The sequence below is a fragment of the Actinomadura sp. NPDC000600 genome (assembly GCF_040492135.1).
In the GTDB taxonomy this organism is placed as follows: Bacteria; Actinomycetota; Actinomycetes; order Streptosporangiales; family Streptosporangiaceae; genus Spirillospora.
In genome coordinates this window covers 45,193-58,111 of the sequence record NZ_JBEUPD010000010.1, presented here as the reverse complement: position 1 = coordinate 58,111, position 12,919 = coordinate 45,193, and the positions used below count along the sequence as shown (strand labels likewise).

Annotated in this window: 18 protein-coding genes; all 18 read left to right on the top strand. The window is 68.7% G+C overall.

What is annotated here, in order from left to right; all coding sequences use genetic code 11:
- Positions 1–112 precede the first annotated feature (112 nt).
- The 18 genes from ABWI07_RS16735 (at position 113) to rplX (ending at position 12,914) form a co-directional block, all read left to right on the top strand.
- A complete protein-coding gene (locus tag ABWI07_RS16735) occupies positions 113–1,786 on the top strand; it encodes a hypothetical protein (RefSeq protein ID WP_353819070.1) in 1,674 nt (557 codons plus the stop codon).
- A 642-nt stretch (positions 1,787–2,428) separates the two neighbouring features.
- Positions 2,429–2,803, top strand: a complete 375-nt coding sequence (gene rpsL, locus ABWI07_RS16730; protein ID WP_021597495.1) for a 30S ribosomal protein S12 — start codon at positions 2,429–2,431, stop codon at positions 2,801–2,803.
- The gene (rpsG, locus tag ABWI07_RS16725) at positions 2,803–3,273 is read left to right on the top strand and encodes a 30S ribosomal protein S7 (RefSeq protein ID WP_067806994.1); all 471 of its coding nucleotides are present in this window, start codon (positions 2,803–2,805) and stop codon (positions 3,271–3,273) included. Before rpsL ends, rpsG begins: the two co-directional genes overlap by 1 nt.
- 43 nt (positions 3,274–3,316) lie before the next feature.
- Positions 3,317–5,428 carry an elongation factor G gene (gene fusA / locus ABWI07_RS16720; protein WP_149258913.1) on the top strand — a complete coding sequence of 704 codons (2,112 nt, stop codon included), beginning with the start codon at positions 3,317–3,319 and terminating at the stop codon, positions 5,426–5,428.
- A gap of 82 nt (positions 5,429–5,510) precedes the next feature.
- Positions 5,511–6,704: an elongation factor Tu gene (tuf, locus tag ABWI07_RS16715; RefSeq protein ID WP_149258914.1), complete on the top strand. Its 1,194-nt coding sequence runs from the start codon at positions 5,511–5,513 to the stop codon at positions 6,702–6,704.
- A gap of 150 nt (positions 6,705–6,854) precedes the next feature.
- The gene (rpsJ, locus tag ABWI07_RS16710) at positions 6,855–7,163 is read left to right on the top strand and encodes a 30S ribosomal protein S10 (protein WP_018657599.1); all 309 of its coding nucleotides are present in this window, start codon (positions 6,855–6,857) and stop codon (positions 7,161–7,163) included.
- Between the two features lie 15 nt (positions 7,164–7,178).
- Entirely contained in the window at positions 7,179–7,829 is a 651-nt protein-coding gene (rplC, locus tag ABWI07_RS16705; protein ID WP_173394920.1) for a 50S ribosomal protein L3, read from the top strand.
- Complete coding sequence (gene rplD, locus ABWI07_RS16700; RefSeq protein WP_353819069.1) at positions 7,826–8,428, top strand: 50S ribosomal protein L4; 603 nt, start codon at positions 7,826–7,828, stop codon at positions 8,426–8,428. Before rplC ends, rplD begins: the two co-directional genes overlap by 4 nt.
- Positions 8,429–8,440: 12 nt before the next feature.
- Complete coding sequence (rplW, locus tag ABWI07_RS16695) at positions 8,441–8,740, top strand: 50S ribosomal protein L23 (protein WP_149258917.1); 300 nt, start codon at positions 8,441–8,443, stop codon at positions 8,738–8,740.
- Positions 8,741–8,785: 45 nt separating this feature from the next.
- The gene (rplB, locus tag ABWI07_RS16690; protein ID WP_149258918.1) at positions 8,786–9,619 is read left to right on the top strand and encodes a 50S ribosomal protein L2; all 834 of its coding nucleotides are present in this window, start codon (positions 8,786–8,788) and stop codon (positions 9,617–9,619) included.
- 12 nt (positions 9,620–9,631) lie between these two features.
- Positions 9,632–9,913: a 30S ribosomal protein S19 gene (gene rpsS / locus ABWI07_RS16685; RefSeq protein ID WP_131876403.1), complete on the top strand. Its 282-nt coding sequence runs from the start codon at positions 9,632–9,634 to the stop codon at positions 9,911–9,913.
- A gap of 40 nt (positions 9,914–9,953) precedes the next feature.
- The gene (rplV, locus tag ABWI07_RS16680) at positions 9,954–10,340 is read left to right on the top strand and encodes a 50S ribosomal protein L22 (RefSeq protein WP_141580633.1); all 387 of its coding nucleotides are present in this window, start codon (positions 9,954–9,956) and stop codon (positions 10,338–10,340) included.
- Positions 10,340–11,191 carry a 30S ribosomal protein S3 gene (rpsC, locus tag ABWI07_RS16675; RefSeq protein WP_149258919.1) on the top strand — a complete coding sequence of 284 codons (852 nt, stop codon included), beginning with the start codon at positions 10,340–10,342 and terminating at the stop codon, positions 11,189–11,191. Before rplV ends, rpsC begins: the two co-directional genes overlap by 1 nt.
- 7 nt (positions 11,192–11,198) lie before the next feature.
- The gene (rplP, locus tag ABWI07_RS16670) at positions 11,199–11,618 is read left to right on the top strand and encodes a 50S ribosomal protein L16 (RefSeq protein ID WP_149258920.1); all 420 of its coding nucleotides are present in this window, start codon (positions 11,199–11,201) and stop codon (positions 11,616–11,618) included.
- The gene (gene rpmC, locus ABWI07_RS16665; protein WP_149258921.1) at positions 11,618–11,857 is read left to right on the top strand and encodes a 50S ribosomal protein L29; all 240 of its coding nucleotides are present in this window, start codon (positions 11,618–11,620) and stop codon (positions 11,855–11,857) included. Before rplP ends, rpmC begins: the two co-directional genes overlap by 1 nt.
- The gene (rpsQ, locus tag ABWI07_RS16660; RefSeq protein ID WP_089314941.1) at positions 11,854–12,126 is read left to right on the top strand and encodes a 30S ribosomal protein S17; all 273 of its coding nucleotides are present in this window, start codon (positions 11,854–11,856) and stop codon (positions 12,124–12,126) included. The genes rpmC and rpsQ overlap by 4 nt, the downstream gene beginning before the upstream one ends.
- A gap of 111 nt (positions 12,127–12,237) precedes the next feature.
- On the top strand, positions 12,238–12,606 hold the full coding sequence (gene rplN / locus ABWI07_RS16655; RefSeq protein WP_021596728.1) for a 50S ribosomal protein L14: 369 nt from the start codon (positions 12,238–12,240) through the stop codon (positions 12,604–12,606).
- The gene (rplX, locus tag ABWI07_RS16650) at positions 12,606–12,914 is read left to right on the top strand and encodes a 50S ribosomal protein L24 (protein WP_141580642.1); all 309 of its coding nucleotides are present in this window, start codon (positions 12,606–12,608) and stop codon (positions 12,912–12,914) included. Before rplN ends, rplX begins: the two co-directional genes overlap by 1 nt.
- Positions 12,915–12,919 lie beyond the last annotated feature (5 nt).

Genomic DNA, 12,919 nt, shown 5'->3' with positions numbered 1-12,919 from the left:
CGCCACGTGGGGACATGGGTGACAAGGTTCGGAGGCCGCGTTATGCGCCGCGCGCCTCCGGACTTCCGGGAGCTGAGGAGCCCCGGGACGACGGCGCTGAAGGAGCCCGACGATGACCGAGAACGACGGCACGCAGGGACCGCAGCGGCCGATGCCGGAGGAGGAGGGGCAGCCCAGGCCGCCGGAGGGCCAGGAGCCCCCCGCCCGGCCGCTGGGAGACCGCACCGTGGTGTTCGGTGCTCCGCAGTTGGGTGGCCGTCCCCCGGCTCAGCCGGCGCAGCCCCGCGACGAGGAACGGCAGGCGCCGCCCCCGCCGCCCCCCACGATGGTCGAGCAGCCGATGCAGCAGTTCGGCGAGCAGCCCCCGCCCCCGCCCCCCTTCGGCGCTCCGCAGGACCAGCAGCCCCAGTACGGCCAGCCCGCCGGGCAGATGCCCTACGGCGCGCCCCCTGGCCCTGGCGGATTCCCGCCCCCGCAGGAGCAGCCTCAGTACGAGCAGCCCCAGTACGGCCAGCCGCAGTATGGCCAGCAGCCGGAACAGCCCTCGTACGGCCAGCAGCCTGAGCAGCCCCAGTACGGACAGCAGCCCCCGCAGCAGCAGACCGGGTACCCGCAGCAGCCGATGCACGGTGCGCCGCAGGAGCAGCCCCAGTACGGCCAGCCCGAGTACGGTCAGCCCCAGTACGGCGGGTTCGCGTCGCCCGAGGCCGGCGCGCCCGGCGCGCCCGGCGAGCAGGCGCCGCAGGCCGAGCAGCAGGAGTCCGCGGCGGACCGGACGATGATCGTCCCCGGTCCGGCCGCCGGCGCGCCCGAGCCCGAGCAGCAGCAGCGCCCCGTGGTGGACGACCAGGCGACGCTGCACTGGTCGCCCGGCACCGACATCCCGGTCGCGACCGGACCCGAGCGCAAGCACGACGCCCCGGCCGAGCCGTGGCAGGCCCCGACCCCGCCGTCCACGCCGGAGCCCTGGACGCCCGAGTCGGGCCAGCCCGGCGCTGGTCAGCCCCAGCCCGGCGCAGGTCAGCAGGGTGGCCAGCCGGGCGGCCAGCAGGGGCAGGCCGACCACGAGCGGACCATGATGGTGCCGCCGCCCGACTCCGGTTACGGCGCGGGGTCGCAGCAGACCGGTCCCTCAGTGGACGACCTGTATCGCCCGCCCGGCGAGAGCAACGTGGAGGACGCGCGCCCGACCGAGGCGTTCGACCCGTCCGCCGCCTCCCAGGGCCGGCACGCCGCCGAGTCGTCCGGGATGGCCGAGCACACCCGCCTCGACATCGGCCAGCAGCAGTGGGGCCAGCAGCAGGGTCAGCAGCAAGGCCAGCAGTTCGGCCAGCAGCCCGGCCAGCAGCCCGGCTACGGCCAGCCCGAGCAGCAGCCGGGCTACGGCGAGCAGCAGGGCTTCGGCCAGCCCGCCGGCCAGGGCGAGCAGCAGGGCTACGGCCAGCAGCAGTTCGGCGGCCAGCAGGGCGAGCAGCAGCAGTTCGGCCAGCAGGCTTACGGCCAGCAGCAGGAGTTCGGCCAGCAGGCCCAGCAGGGCTACGGCCAGCAGTTCGGCCAGCCCGGCGGCGAGCAGCAGCAGGGCCAGCAGTTCGGCCAGCCGCAGGCATACGGCCAGCCAGGCCAGCCAGGCCAGCACCCGCAGTACGGACAGCAGGGCCAATACGGTCAGCCGTCTACCTACGGGGCCGAAGAGGGCAAGGGCAACAAGAACACCCTCCTGCTGGTCGGCGGCGCCGTCGCCGCCGTGGTGATCATCGTGGTGCTGGTGGTCGCTTTCGTCCTGTAGGACGCGACACGCCCAGAACGCGAGACGGCCGGGGAACGCACAAAAGCTGCTCCACGACTTCCCCAAGTGCGGGGATGTGGGTAACAATGCAGCAGAGGCGCCCCCGGCCGTCGACCACCCCGGCTCTCGCGATCGCGTGCGAAGCCAGGTTCGAGCGAAGCGAGAACCTGATCGCGCAGCGAGCCGCAAGGCGAGCCGGAGCGATGCCAGCGATCGCAGCAGTGCTCGACGATGGAGGGCCCCCAGGCCCGAAGAAGGAGAGCACTGCAGTAGGCACAGCAGGGCCCCCAGGCCCGAAGGAGGAGAGCGCTGCGATGAGCACGCCTCCCTTCCCCGCTTTGCACTTTGGCTGAGTGGTCGGTAACCTCTTCACTTGTGCCCGCTGTGTGCGGGCCGCTATGCGTGCGCGTCGGCGAGGCCGGGAGGCCAGCCCCAGCGCCGCATCTACTCCCCGGCTTGATTCGGCCCAGTTAAGGGCCGGGCGGTCTGTGTCGGTTTCGCGCGGTTGTATTTCCGTGGGGCGGCGACACGCCCGACCGCGTGGGTCGGAGAGGTCGGGAAACCGGCAGGTCACAGCCTCACCTGAGGTGGTGATTGCAGCAATAGGACTTACCGGCTCGGTACGAGGAAGACGGAGACGCGGTGCCCACGATCCAGCAGCTGGTCCGCAAGGGCCGCCAGGACAAGGTGACCAAGAACAAGACGCCCGCGCTCAAGGGCAGCCCCCAGCGCCGGGGCGTCTGCACGCGCGTCTACACGACGACGCCAAAGAAGCCGAACTCCGCGCTCCGGAAGGTCGCCCGTGTCCGGCTGACCAGCGGGATCGAGGTCACGGCCTACATCCCCGGCGTCGGCCACAACCTGCAGGAGCACTCGATCGTGCTCGTGCGCGGCGGCCGTGTGAAGGACCTCCCCGGCGTTCGGTACAAGATCATCCGCGGTTCCCTCGACACCCAGGGCGTCCGGAACCGCAAGCAAGGGCGCAGCCACTACGGCGCGAAGAAGGAGAAGAGCTGATGCCGCGCAAGGGCCCCGCTGGCAAGCGCCAGCTGATCGCTGACCCGGTGTACAACTCGCCGCTGGTCACCGCGCTCATCAACAAGGTTCTCCTGGACGGCAAGCGCTCCATCGCGCAGAGCATCGTGTACGACGCCCTCGAGGGCGCCCGCGAGAAGACGGGCAACGACCCGGTCGTCACGCTGAAGCGCGCGCTCGACAACGTCAAGCCCACGCTGGAGGTCCGCAGCCGCCGCGTCGGTGGCGCGACCTACCAGGTCCCCGTCGAGGTGCGGCCGGCCCGCAGCACGACCCTCGCCCTGCGCTGGCTGGTGCTCTACGCCCGGCAGCGCCGTGAGAAGACCATGACCGAGCGGCTGATGAACGAGCTGCTCGACGCGAGCAACGGTCTCGGCGCGTCTGTCAAGAAGCGCGAGGACACGCACAAGATGGCGGAGTCCAACAAGGCCTTCGCCCACTACCGCTGGTAATCCCGGCGGATCTGCAACGACGAGAGACGACGCGAGGACGACAGTGGCTACCAAAACCGGTGTAGACCTGGCCAAGGTCCGCAACATCGGGATCATGGCCCATATCGACGCGGGCAAGACCACGACGACCGAGCGCATCCTGTACTACACGGGGATGAGCTACAAGATCGGCGAGGTGCACGACGGCGCCGCCACCATGGACTGGATGGAGCAGGAGCAGGAGCGGGGGATCACCATCACCTCCGCCGCCACCACCTGCGAATGGCCCGTCGACGACGTCAAGCACACGATCAACATCATCGACACCCCCGGCCACGTCGACTTCACCATCGAGGTGGAGCGCAACCTGCGGGTGCTCGACGGTGCGGTCGCGGTCTTCGACGGCGTCGCCGGTGTGGAGCCCCAGTCCGAGACCGTGTGGCGCCAGGCCGACCGGTACGGCGTGCCGCGCATGTGCTTCGTCAACAAGCTCGACCGGGTCGGCGCGGAGTTCCACCGCTGCGTCGACATGATCGAGAACCGGCTCAGCGCGACGCCGCTGGTGCTGCAGCTCCCGATCGGCGCCGAGGCCGACTTCAAGGGCGTCGTCGACCTCGTCCGTATGAAGGCCCTCGTGTGGAACGAGGAGGCCAAGCTCGGCGAGATGTACGACGTCGTCGACATCCCCGAGTCGCACGCCGAGACGGCCCGCGAGTGGCACGACAAGCTCGTCGAGACCCTCGCGGAGAACGACGACGAGATCATGGAGCTGTACCTGGAGGGCGAGGAGCCCACCGTGGAGCAGCTGCACGACGGCATCCGCCGCGCGACGATCGCCGCGAAGCTCACCCCGGTGACCTGCGGCACGGCCTTCAAGAACAAGGGCGTGCAGCCGCTGCTGGACGCGATCGTCCGCTACCTGCCCTCGCCGCTGGACGTGGAGGCCATCGAGGGCCACGCGGTCCGCGACGAGGAGAAGGTCCTCACCCGCAAGCCGAGCGAGGACGAGCCGTTCTCCGCGCTGGCGTTCAAGATCGCGAGCGACCCGCACCTGGGCAAGCTCACCTTCGTGCGCGTCTACTCCGGGGTGATGGAGTCGGGCGCGAACGTGATGAACTCCGTCAAGGAGCGCAAGGAGCGCATCGGCAAGATCTACCGGATGCACGCCAACAAGCGCACCGAGATCGAGCGCGCGGGCGCCGGCGACATCGTCGCGGTGATGGGTCTCAAGCAGACCACCACCGGTGAGACGCTGTCCGACGACAAGAACCCGATCGTGCTGGAGTCGATGAACTTCCCGGCGCCGGTCATCCACGTCGCGATCGAGCCGAAGACCAAGGCCGACCAGCAGAAGCTGGGCACCGCGATCCAGCGGCTGGCCGAGGAGGACCCGTCCTTCCAGGTCCGCACCGAAGAGGACACCGGCCAGACCGTCATCTCCGGCATGGGCGAGCTCCACCTGGAGATCCTCGTCGACCGGATGAAGCGGGAGTTCAAGGTCGACGCCAACGTCGGCAAGCCGCAGGTGGCCTACCGCGAGACGATCACCCGCAAGGTCGAGAAGGTCGAGTACACCCACAAGAAGCAGACGGGTGGCTCGGGCCAGTTCGGCCGCGTGATCATCGACCTGGAGCCGCTGGGCGGCGGGTCCGACGGGTACGAGTTCGAGAACAAGGTCACCGGTGGCCGCATCCCGCGGGAGTACATCCCGTCGGTCGACGCGGGCTGCCAGGAGGCCGCAGAGTTCGGTGTCCTCGCCGGCTACCCGATGGTGGGCGTCAAGGTCACCCTGCAGGACGGCGCCTACCACGAGGTCGACTCCTCGGAGATGGCGTTCAAGGTCGCCGGTTCCATGGCGTTCAAGGAGGCCGCCCGCAAGGCGTCCCCCACGCTGCTGGAGCCGATGATGTCCGTCGAGGTCACCACGCCCGAAGAGAACATGGGCGACGTGATCGGCGACCTCAACAGCCGCCGCGGCCAGGTCCAGTCCATGGACGAGCGGCACGGCATGCGCGTCATCAAGGCGCTCGTGCCTCTGTCCGAGATGTTCGGCTACGTGGGTGATCTGCGCAGCAAGACCCAGGGCCGGGCTGTCTTCACCATGCAGTTCGACTCCTACGCCGAGGTTCCCGGGAACGTCGCGCAGGAGATCATCGCCAAGGCGCGGGGCGAGTAGTACCGGGCCTGCCCACAGATCACCAAGGACGTACATCGAAGCGGTCGTCTAGGCGGCCGAGGATCGCAACAAGGAGCAACCAGTGGCGAAGGCCAAGTTCGAGCGGACGAAGCCGCACGTGAACATCGGCACCATTGGACACATCGACCACGGTAAGACCACGCTTACCGCGGCGATCACCAAGGTGCTCCACGACAAGTACCCGGACCTCAACCCCTTCACGCCGTTCGAGGACATCGACAAGGCGCCGGAGGAGCGCGAGCGCGGTATCACCATCTCGATCGCGCACGTCGAGTACCAGACCGAGGCGCGGCACTACGCGCACGTCGACTGCCCGGGTCACGCGGACTACATCAAGAACATGATCACCGGTGCGGCGCAGATGGACGGCGCCATCCTGGTGGTCGCCGCCACCGACGGCCCGATGCCGCAGACCAAGGAGCACGTGCTCCTGGCCCGCCAGGTCGGCGTCCCCTACATCGTCGTGGCGCTGAACAAGTGCGACATGGTGGACGACGAGGAGATCCTGGAGCTCGTCGAGCTCGAGGTCCGCGAGCTGCTGTCGGAGTACGAGTTCCCGGGCGACGACGTCCCGGTCGTGCGCGTGTCCGCCTTCCAGGCGCTGCAGGGCGACGAGAAGTGGTCCGAGTCGATCGTCGAGCTGATGGCCGCCGTCGACGAGAACGTGCCGGAGCCGGTGCGTGACACCGAGAAGCCGTTCCTGATGCCGATCGAGGACGTCTTCTCGATCACCGGCCGCGGCACCGTCGTGACCGGCCGCATCGAGCGCGGTGTCGTGAACGTCAACGAGACCGTCGACATCATCGGCATCAAGCCGGAGTCCACCTCGACCACCGTCACCGGCGTCGAGATGTTCCGCAAGCTCCTCGATCAGGGCCAGGCGGGCGACAACGTCGGCCTGCTCCTGCGCGGCATCAAGCGCGAGGAGGTCGAGCGCGGCCAGTGCGTCATCAAGCCGGGCACGAACACCCCGCACACCGAGTTCGAGGCGCAGGTCTACATCCTGTCCAAGGACGAGGGCGGCCGGCACACGCCGTTCTTCAACAACTACCGTCCGCAGTTCTACTTCCGGACCACGGACGTCACCGGCGTGGTGAACCTCCCCGAGGGCACCGAGATGGTCATGCCGGGCGACAACACCGAGATGCGCGTCGAGCTGATCCAGCCCGTCGCCATGGAGGAGGGCCTGAAGTTCGCCATCCGTGAGGGTGGCCGGACGGTCGGCGCCGGTCGCGTCACCAAGGTCATCAAGTAACACCCCTCGTCACGCGGCGGCCCGGTCAGCGGGCTCCCTGCTTTTCGCGGGGGTCCGGGGGTCGCCCCCCGGAAAAGGCACAGACCGGGCCGCCGCGTCACGAACAGTGAAGTAAACAGCGGCACTACAGCAAAGGACACCGAGGCCACCATGGCGGGACAGAAGATCCGCATCCGGCTCAAGGCCTACGACCACGAGGTCATCGACACCTCCGCGAAGAAGATCGTTGAGACGGTGACGCGGACGGGCGCCAAGGTCGCGGGCCCGGTGCCGCTGCCGACCGAGAAGAACGTGTATTGCGTCATCCGCTCGCCGCACAAGTACAAGGACAGCCGCGAGCACTTCGAGATGCGCACGCACAAGCGGTTGATCGACATCATCGACCCGACGCCCAAGACGGTCGACTCGCTGATGCGACTCGACCTTCCGGCCGGCGTTGACATCGAGATCAAGCTCTAAGGGACGCACCGAGAGATGAGTACGCAGAGGAAGGGCGTCCTGGGCGAGAAGCTCGGCATGACCCAGGTCTTCGACGATGAGGGCCGGATCGTTCCGGTGACCGTCGTCCAGGCCGGGCCGTGTGTCGTCACCCAGCTCAAGAGCCAGGAGAAGGACGGCTACAGCGCCGTCCAGATCGGGTTCGGGCAGATCGACCCGCGCAAGGTGAACAAGCCGAGCACGGGTCACTTCGAGAAGGCCGGCGTCACGCCGCGCCGCTACCTCGTCGAACTGCGGGCCGACGACACCACCGGGTACGAACTCGGCCAGGAGATCACCGCCAGCGTCTTCGAGGCCGGCCAGAAGATCGACGTTACCGGCACGAGCAAGGGCAAGGGCACCGCCGGTGTCATGAAGCGCCACGGCTTCAAGGGCCTCGGCGCCTCGCACGGCACCCAGCGCAAGCACCGCTCGCCGGGTTCGATCGGCGGCTGCGCGACCCCTGGTCGCGTCTTCAAGGGCCTCCGCATGGCGGGACGGCACGGCAACGCCCGTACCACCGTGCAGAACCTGACCGTCCACGCCATCGACGCGGAGAAGAACCTGCTGCTCATCAAGGGCGCGGTTCCCGGTCCCAACGGCGGCGTGGTGCTGGTCCGCGACGCAGTGAAGGGAGCGGGCAAGTGACTTCCAAGCTCGACATCGACCTGCCCGCCGAGGTCTTCGACGCGAAGACCAGCGTGCCGCTGATCCACCAGGTCGTGGTGGCGCAGCTGGCCGCGGCGCGCCAGGGCACGCACGCCACCAAGACCCGGGGCGAAGTCTCCGGCGGTGGCAAGAAGCCGTACCGGCAGAAGGGCACCGGCCGCGCCCGCCAGGGCTCGACCCGCGCGCCCCAGTTCGCCGGCGGCGGCGTCGTGCACGGCCCGCAGCCGCGGGACTACTCGCAGCGGACGCCCAAGAAGATGAAGGCCGCCGCGCTGCGCGGCGCCCTGTCCGACCGCGCCCGGTTCGGCCGGGTGCACGTGGTCGACAACCTCATCGAGGGCGACACCCCGAAGACGAAGACGGCGCTGAAGGCGCTGCGCGAGGTCACCGAGGCCAAGCGCGTCCTGCTGGTCCTGGACCGCGAGGACGACGTGACCTGGAAGAGCCTGCGCAACGAGCCGAGCGTGCACGTGATCGTCTCCGACCAGCTCAACACCTATGACGTGCTGGTGAACGACGACGTCGTCTTCACGAAGACGGCGTACGACGAGTTCATCTCGCGCGCGAAGAAGAAGTAAGGAGGGTCGCACATGAACAAGATCGCTGACCCCCGCGACATCATCATCGCGCCGGTCGTCTCGGAGAAGAGCTACGGGCTGCTGGACGAGAACAAGTACACGTTCGTCGTCCGCCCGGACGCCAACAAGACGCAGATCAAGCAGGCCGTCGAGTCGGTGTTCGGCGTCAAGGTGACGAGCGTGAACACGCTCAACCGGCAGGGCAAGCGCAAGCGCACGCGGTTCGGCTACGGCAAGCGCAAGGACACCAAGCGCGCCATCGTCAGCCTCGCCGAGGGCGAGCGGATCGACATCTTCGGCGGTCCGGCCTAAGCAGGCCGGGTCGTCCCGAAGACTGACAAGGGATGAACGAAAAAGATGGGCATCCGTAATTACAAGCCGACGACTCCGGGTCGTCGCGGGTCCAGCGTGGCCGACTTCGTCGAGGTCACGCGCCGCGAGCCCGAGAAGTCGCTGCTGCGTCCGCTCCCCAAGAAGGGCGGCCGCAACAACCACGGCCGCATCACGACCCGGCACCAGGGCGGCGGGCACAAGCGCGCGTACCGCGTGATCGACTTCCGCCGGCACGACAAGGACGGCGTCCCGGCCAAGGTCGCGCACATCGAGTACGACCCGAACCGCACCGCGCGGATCGCGCTGCTGCACTACGTGGACGGCGAGAAGCGCTACATCCTCGCCCCGCGCGGTCTGCGCCAGGGCGACCGGGTGGAGAACGGGCCGGGCGCGGACATCAAGCCGGGCAACTGCCTGCCGCTGCGCAACATCCCGACCGGTACGGTCGTGCACGCCATCGAGCTCCGCCCCGGCGGCGGCGCCAAGATCGCCCGCAGCGCGGGCGCCGGCGTCCAGCTGCTGGCCAAGGAGGGCAAGTACGCCACGCTGCGCATGCCCTCCGGCGAGATGCGGATGGTGGACGTGCGCTGCCGCGCGACGGTCGGCGAGGTCGGCAACGCCGAGCAGTCGAACATCAACTGGGGCAAGGCCGGCCGCATGCGGTGGAAGGGCAAGCGCCCGACCGTCCGCGGCGTGGCCATGAACCCGATCGACCACCCGCACGGTGGTGGTGAGGGCAAGACCTCCGGTGGCCGGCACCCGGTGAACCCGGCCGGTAAGAAGGAAGGCCGCACTCGCCAGGCGAACAAGTCGAGCGACCGGCTGATCGTCCGTCGTCGCAGCAAGAAGAAGCGGTAGGAGTCGCTCGTCATGCCACGTAGCCTGAAGAAGGGCCCGTTCGTGGACGACCACCTCATGAAGAAGGTGGACGCGCAGAACGAGAAGGGCACCAAGAACGTCATCAAGACGTGGTCGCGGCGCTCCATGATCGTGCCGGACATGATCGGTCACACGATCGCCGTGCACGACGGCCGCAAGCACGTCCCGGTGTTCGTCACCGACGCGATGGTGGGACACAAGCTCGGCGAGTTCGCGCCGACGCGCACGTTCCGCAGCCACGTCAAGGAAGACCGCCGCAGCCGCCGAGGCTGAGCAGGCAGAGCAGTTAGCACGTAGGAGAGAGGGAACAGCGATGGAAGCCAGGGCCCAGGCGCGGTTCATCCGCGTCACGCCCAGGAAGGCCCGCCGCGTGGTGGACCTCATCCGCGGCCTGCCTGCCGCGGAGGCTCAGGCGGTGCTGCGGTTCGCCCCCCAGGCAGCGAGTGAGCCGGTGGGCAAGGTGCTGGCGAGTGCCATCGCCAACGCCGAGCACAACTTCAAGCTCGACTCGGGCACGCTCGTCGTCAGCCGTGCGTGGGTGGACGAGGGGCCGACGCTGAAGCGTTTCCGCCCCCGCGCCCAGGGCCGGGCTTACCGCATCAACAAGCGCACGAGCCACATCACCGTGGTCGTGGAGTCGCGCGAGGAAGCCTCGAGCGGGGCGTCCGGCGGCGGTAAGAAGACGAGGAGGGCCCGGTAGTGGGTCAGAAGATCAACCCGCACGGGTTCCGGCTCGGCATCACCACCGACCACAAGTCCGTGTGGTTCGCCGACAAGCTCTACAAGGACTACGTCAAGGAAGACGTCCAGATCCGGCGCATGCTGCAGAAGGGCATGGACCGGGCGGGCATCTCCAAGGTGGAGATCGAGCGGACCCGTGACCGCGTAGAGGTCAACATCCACACCGCCCGGCCGGGCATCGTCATCGGCCGCCGCGGCGCGGAGGCCGAGCGCCTGCGCGGCGACCTGGAGAAGCTGACCGGCAAGCAGGTCCGGCTGAACATCCTCGAGGTCAAGAACCCCGAGATTGACGCGCAGCTCGTCGCGCAGGGCGTGGCCGAGCAACTGTCCAGCCGCGTCGCGTTCCGCCGCGCCATGCGCAAGGCGATCCAGTCCGCGATGAAGTCCGGCGCCAAGGGCATCAAGGTCCAGTGCGGCGGCCGTCTCGGCGGCGCCGAGATGTCGCGGTCGGAGTTCTACCGCGAGGGCCAGGTCCCGCTGCACACGCTGCGCGCCGACATCGACTACGGGTTCTACGAGGCCCGTACGACGTTCGGCCGCATCGGCGTCAAGGTGTGGATCTACAAGGGCGAGGCCGCGGCGACGCGCGCCGAGCGCGAGCAGAAGGCCGCGCAGCAGCGCGCCACCGGTGGCGGCGGCGGTGGCCGTGAGCGCCGCGGTGGCGACCGCCGTGGCGGCGGCCGCGGCGGCCGTGGCGGCCGTGGCGGCGCCGGCGCCGGTGGCGGCCGCGGCGGCGAGCAGAAGCAGCAGCAGGGTTCCGAGCAGCCGGCGCCGACGGCCGAGGCTGCTCCGCAGGGTGAGGGGAGCTGAATTACCGATGCTGATCCCTCGCAAGGTCAAGCACCGCAAGCAGCACCACCCGAAGCGCCGCGGCATGGCCAAGGGCGGCACGAGGGTGACGTTCGGCGAGTACGGCATCCAGGCCGTCGAGAGCGCGTACGTGACCAACCGGCAGATCGAGGCCGCGCGTATCGCCATGACCCGCCACATCAAGCGCGGCGGCAAGGTCTGGATCAACATCTTCCCGGACCGCCCGCTGACCAAGAAGCCCGCCGAGACCCGCATGGGCTCCGGCAAGGGCTCCGTGGAGTGGTGGGTCGCCAACGTCAAGCCGGGCCGCGTGCTGTTCGAGATCTCCTACCCCAACGAGGAGATCGCCCGGGAGGCGCTCACCCGCGCGATCCACAAGCTCCCGATGAAGTGCAAGATTGTTAAGCGAGAGGTGGGTGAGTCCTGATGGCCAAGGGTCTTACCGCCGACGAGCTGCGGACCGAGCCCGAGGACGTCCTGGTCACCAAGCTCAAGGAGGCCAAGGAGGAGCTGTTCAACCTCCGCTTCCAGGCCGCCACCGGCCAGCTTGAGAGCCACGGGCGGCTGCGCACCGTGAAGCGCGAGATCGCCCGCATCTACACCGTGATGCGGGAGCGCGAGCTCGGCATCGTCACGGTCGAGGACGCCGCGGAGGGCAACGAATGACCGAGCAGCAGACCGAGCAGCGGAGCAGCCGCAAGATCCTTGAGGGTCTCGTGGTCAGCGACAAGATGGACAAGACCGTGGTCGTGTCCGTCGAGGACCGCGTGAAGCACCCCAAGTACCACAAGGTGATCCGCCGCACGAAGAACTACAAGGCGCACGACGAGGCCAACGAGTGCGGCGTCGGCGACCGCGTCCGTCTCATGGAGACCCGCCCGCTGTCCGCCACCAAGCGGTGGCGCGTGGTGGAGATCCTCGAGAAGGCCAAGTAGGGCCCCAGGGCCCGTGGGACGCAGTCCCGCCATTGACCACAGTCTGGTTCCACCAGGCTCGGCCCCGGAGAAGCCGGCGCCGAGAACCGGTGTGACGAACAGGAGTTAGACGTGATCCAGCAGGAGTCGCGACTCAAGGTCGCCGACAACACGGGTGCGAAGGAGATCCTTTGCATCCGGGTTCTCGGCGGCTCGGGTCGGCGCTACGCGGGAGTCGGCGACATCATCGTCGCGACGGTGAAGGACGCCCTTCCCGGCGCCGGCGTGAAGAAGGGTGACGTCGTCAAGGCGGTCGTCGTGCGCACCCGCAAGGAGCGCCGGCGCCCGGACGGCTCCTACATCCGCTTCGACGAGAACGCCGCCGTCCTGATCAAGGACGGCGGCGACCCCCGCGGCACCCGTATCTTCGGCCCGGTGGGCCGCGAACTGCGCGAGAAGAAGTTCATGCGCATCATCTCGCTCGCGCCGGAGGTGCTCTGATGAAGATCCGCAAGGGCGACGAGGTCATCGTCATCGCCGGCAAGGACAAGGGCGCGACGGGCAAGGTCCTGCGCGTCATCCCCCGCGAGGAGCGGGTCGTCGTCGAGGGCGTCAACCTCATCACCAAGAACATCAAGGCCGACCAGCAGCGTGCCGGCAAGGAGAGCGGTCGCGTCACGGTCGAGGCGCCGCTGCACGTCAGCAACGTCGCGATCGTCGAGGACGGCAAGCCGGCCCGGGTCGGTTACCGCACGAACGACGACGGCACGAAGGTTCGGATCTCGCGCCGTAGCGGTAAGGAGATCTGAGACCG

Coding starts and splice junctions, on each gene's coding strand:
- ABWI07_RS16735 (WP_353819070.1), top strand. CDS start 113: ATGACCGAGAACGACGGCACGCAGGGACCGCAGCGGCCGATGCCGGAG.
- rpsG (WP_067806994.1), top strand. CDS start 2,803: ATGCCGCGCAAGGGCCCCGCTGGCAAGCGCCAGCTGATCGCTGACCCG.
- rpsJ (WP_018657599.1), top strand. CDS start 6,855: ATGGCGGGACAGAAGATCCGCATCCGGCTCAAGGCCTACGACCACGAG.
- rplC (WP_173394920.1), top strand. CDS start 7,179: ATGAGTACGCAGAGGAAGGGCGTCCTGGGCGAGAAGCTCGGCATGACC.
- rplW (WP_149258917.1), top strand. CDS start 8,441: ATGAACAAGATCGCTGACCCCCGCGACATCATCATCGCGCCGGTCGTC.
- rplB (WP_149258918.1), top strand. CDS start 8,786: ATGGGCATCCGTAATTACAAGCCGACGACTCCGGGTCGTCGCGGGTCC.
- rpsS (WP_131876403.1), top strand. CDS start 9,632: ATGCCACGTAGCCTGAAGAAGGGCCCGTTCGTGGACGACCACCTCATG.
- rplV (WP_141580633.1), top strand. CDS start 9,954: ATGGAAGCCAGGGCCCAGGCGCGGTTCATCCGCGTCACGCCCAGGAAG.
- rplP (WP_149258920.1), top strand. CDS start 11,199: ATGCTGATCCCTCGCAAGGTCAAGCACCGCAAGCAGCACCACCCGAAG.
- rpmC (WP_149258921.1), top strand. CDS start 11,618: ATGGCCAAGGGTCTTACCGCCGACGAGCTGCGGACCGAGCCCGAGGAC.
- rpsQ (WP_089314941.1), top strand. CDS start 11,854: ATGACCGAGCAGCAGACCGAGCAGCGGAGCAGCCGCAAGATCCTTGAG.
- rplX (WP_141580642.1), top strand. CDS start 12,606: ATGAAGATCCGCAAGGGCGACGAGGTCATCGTCATCGCCGGCAAGGAC.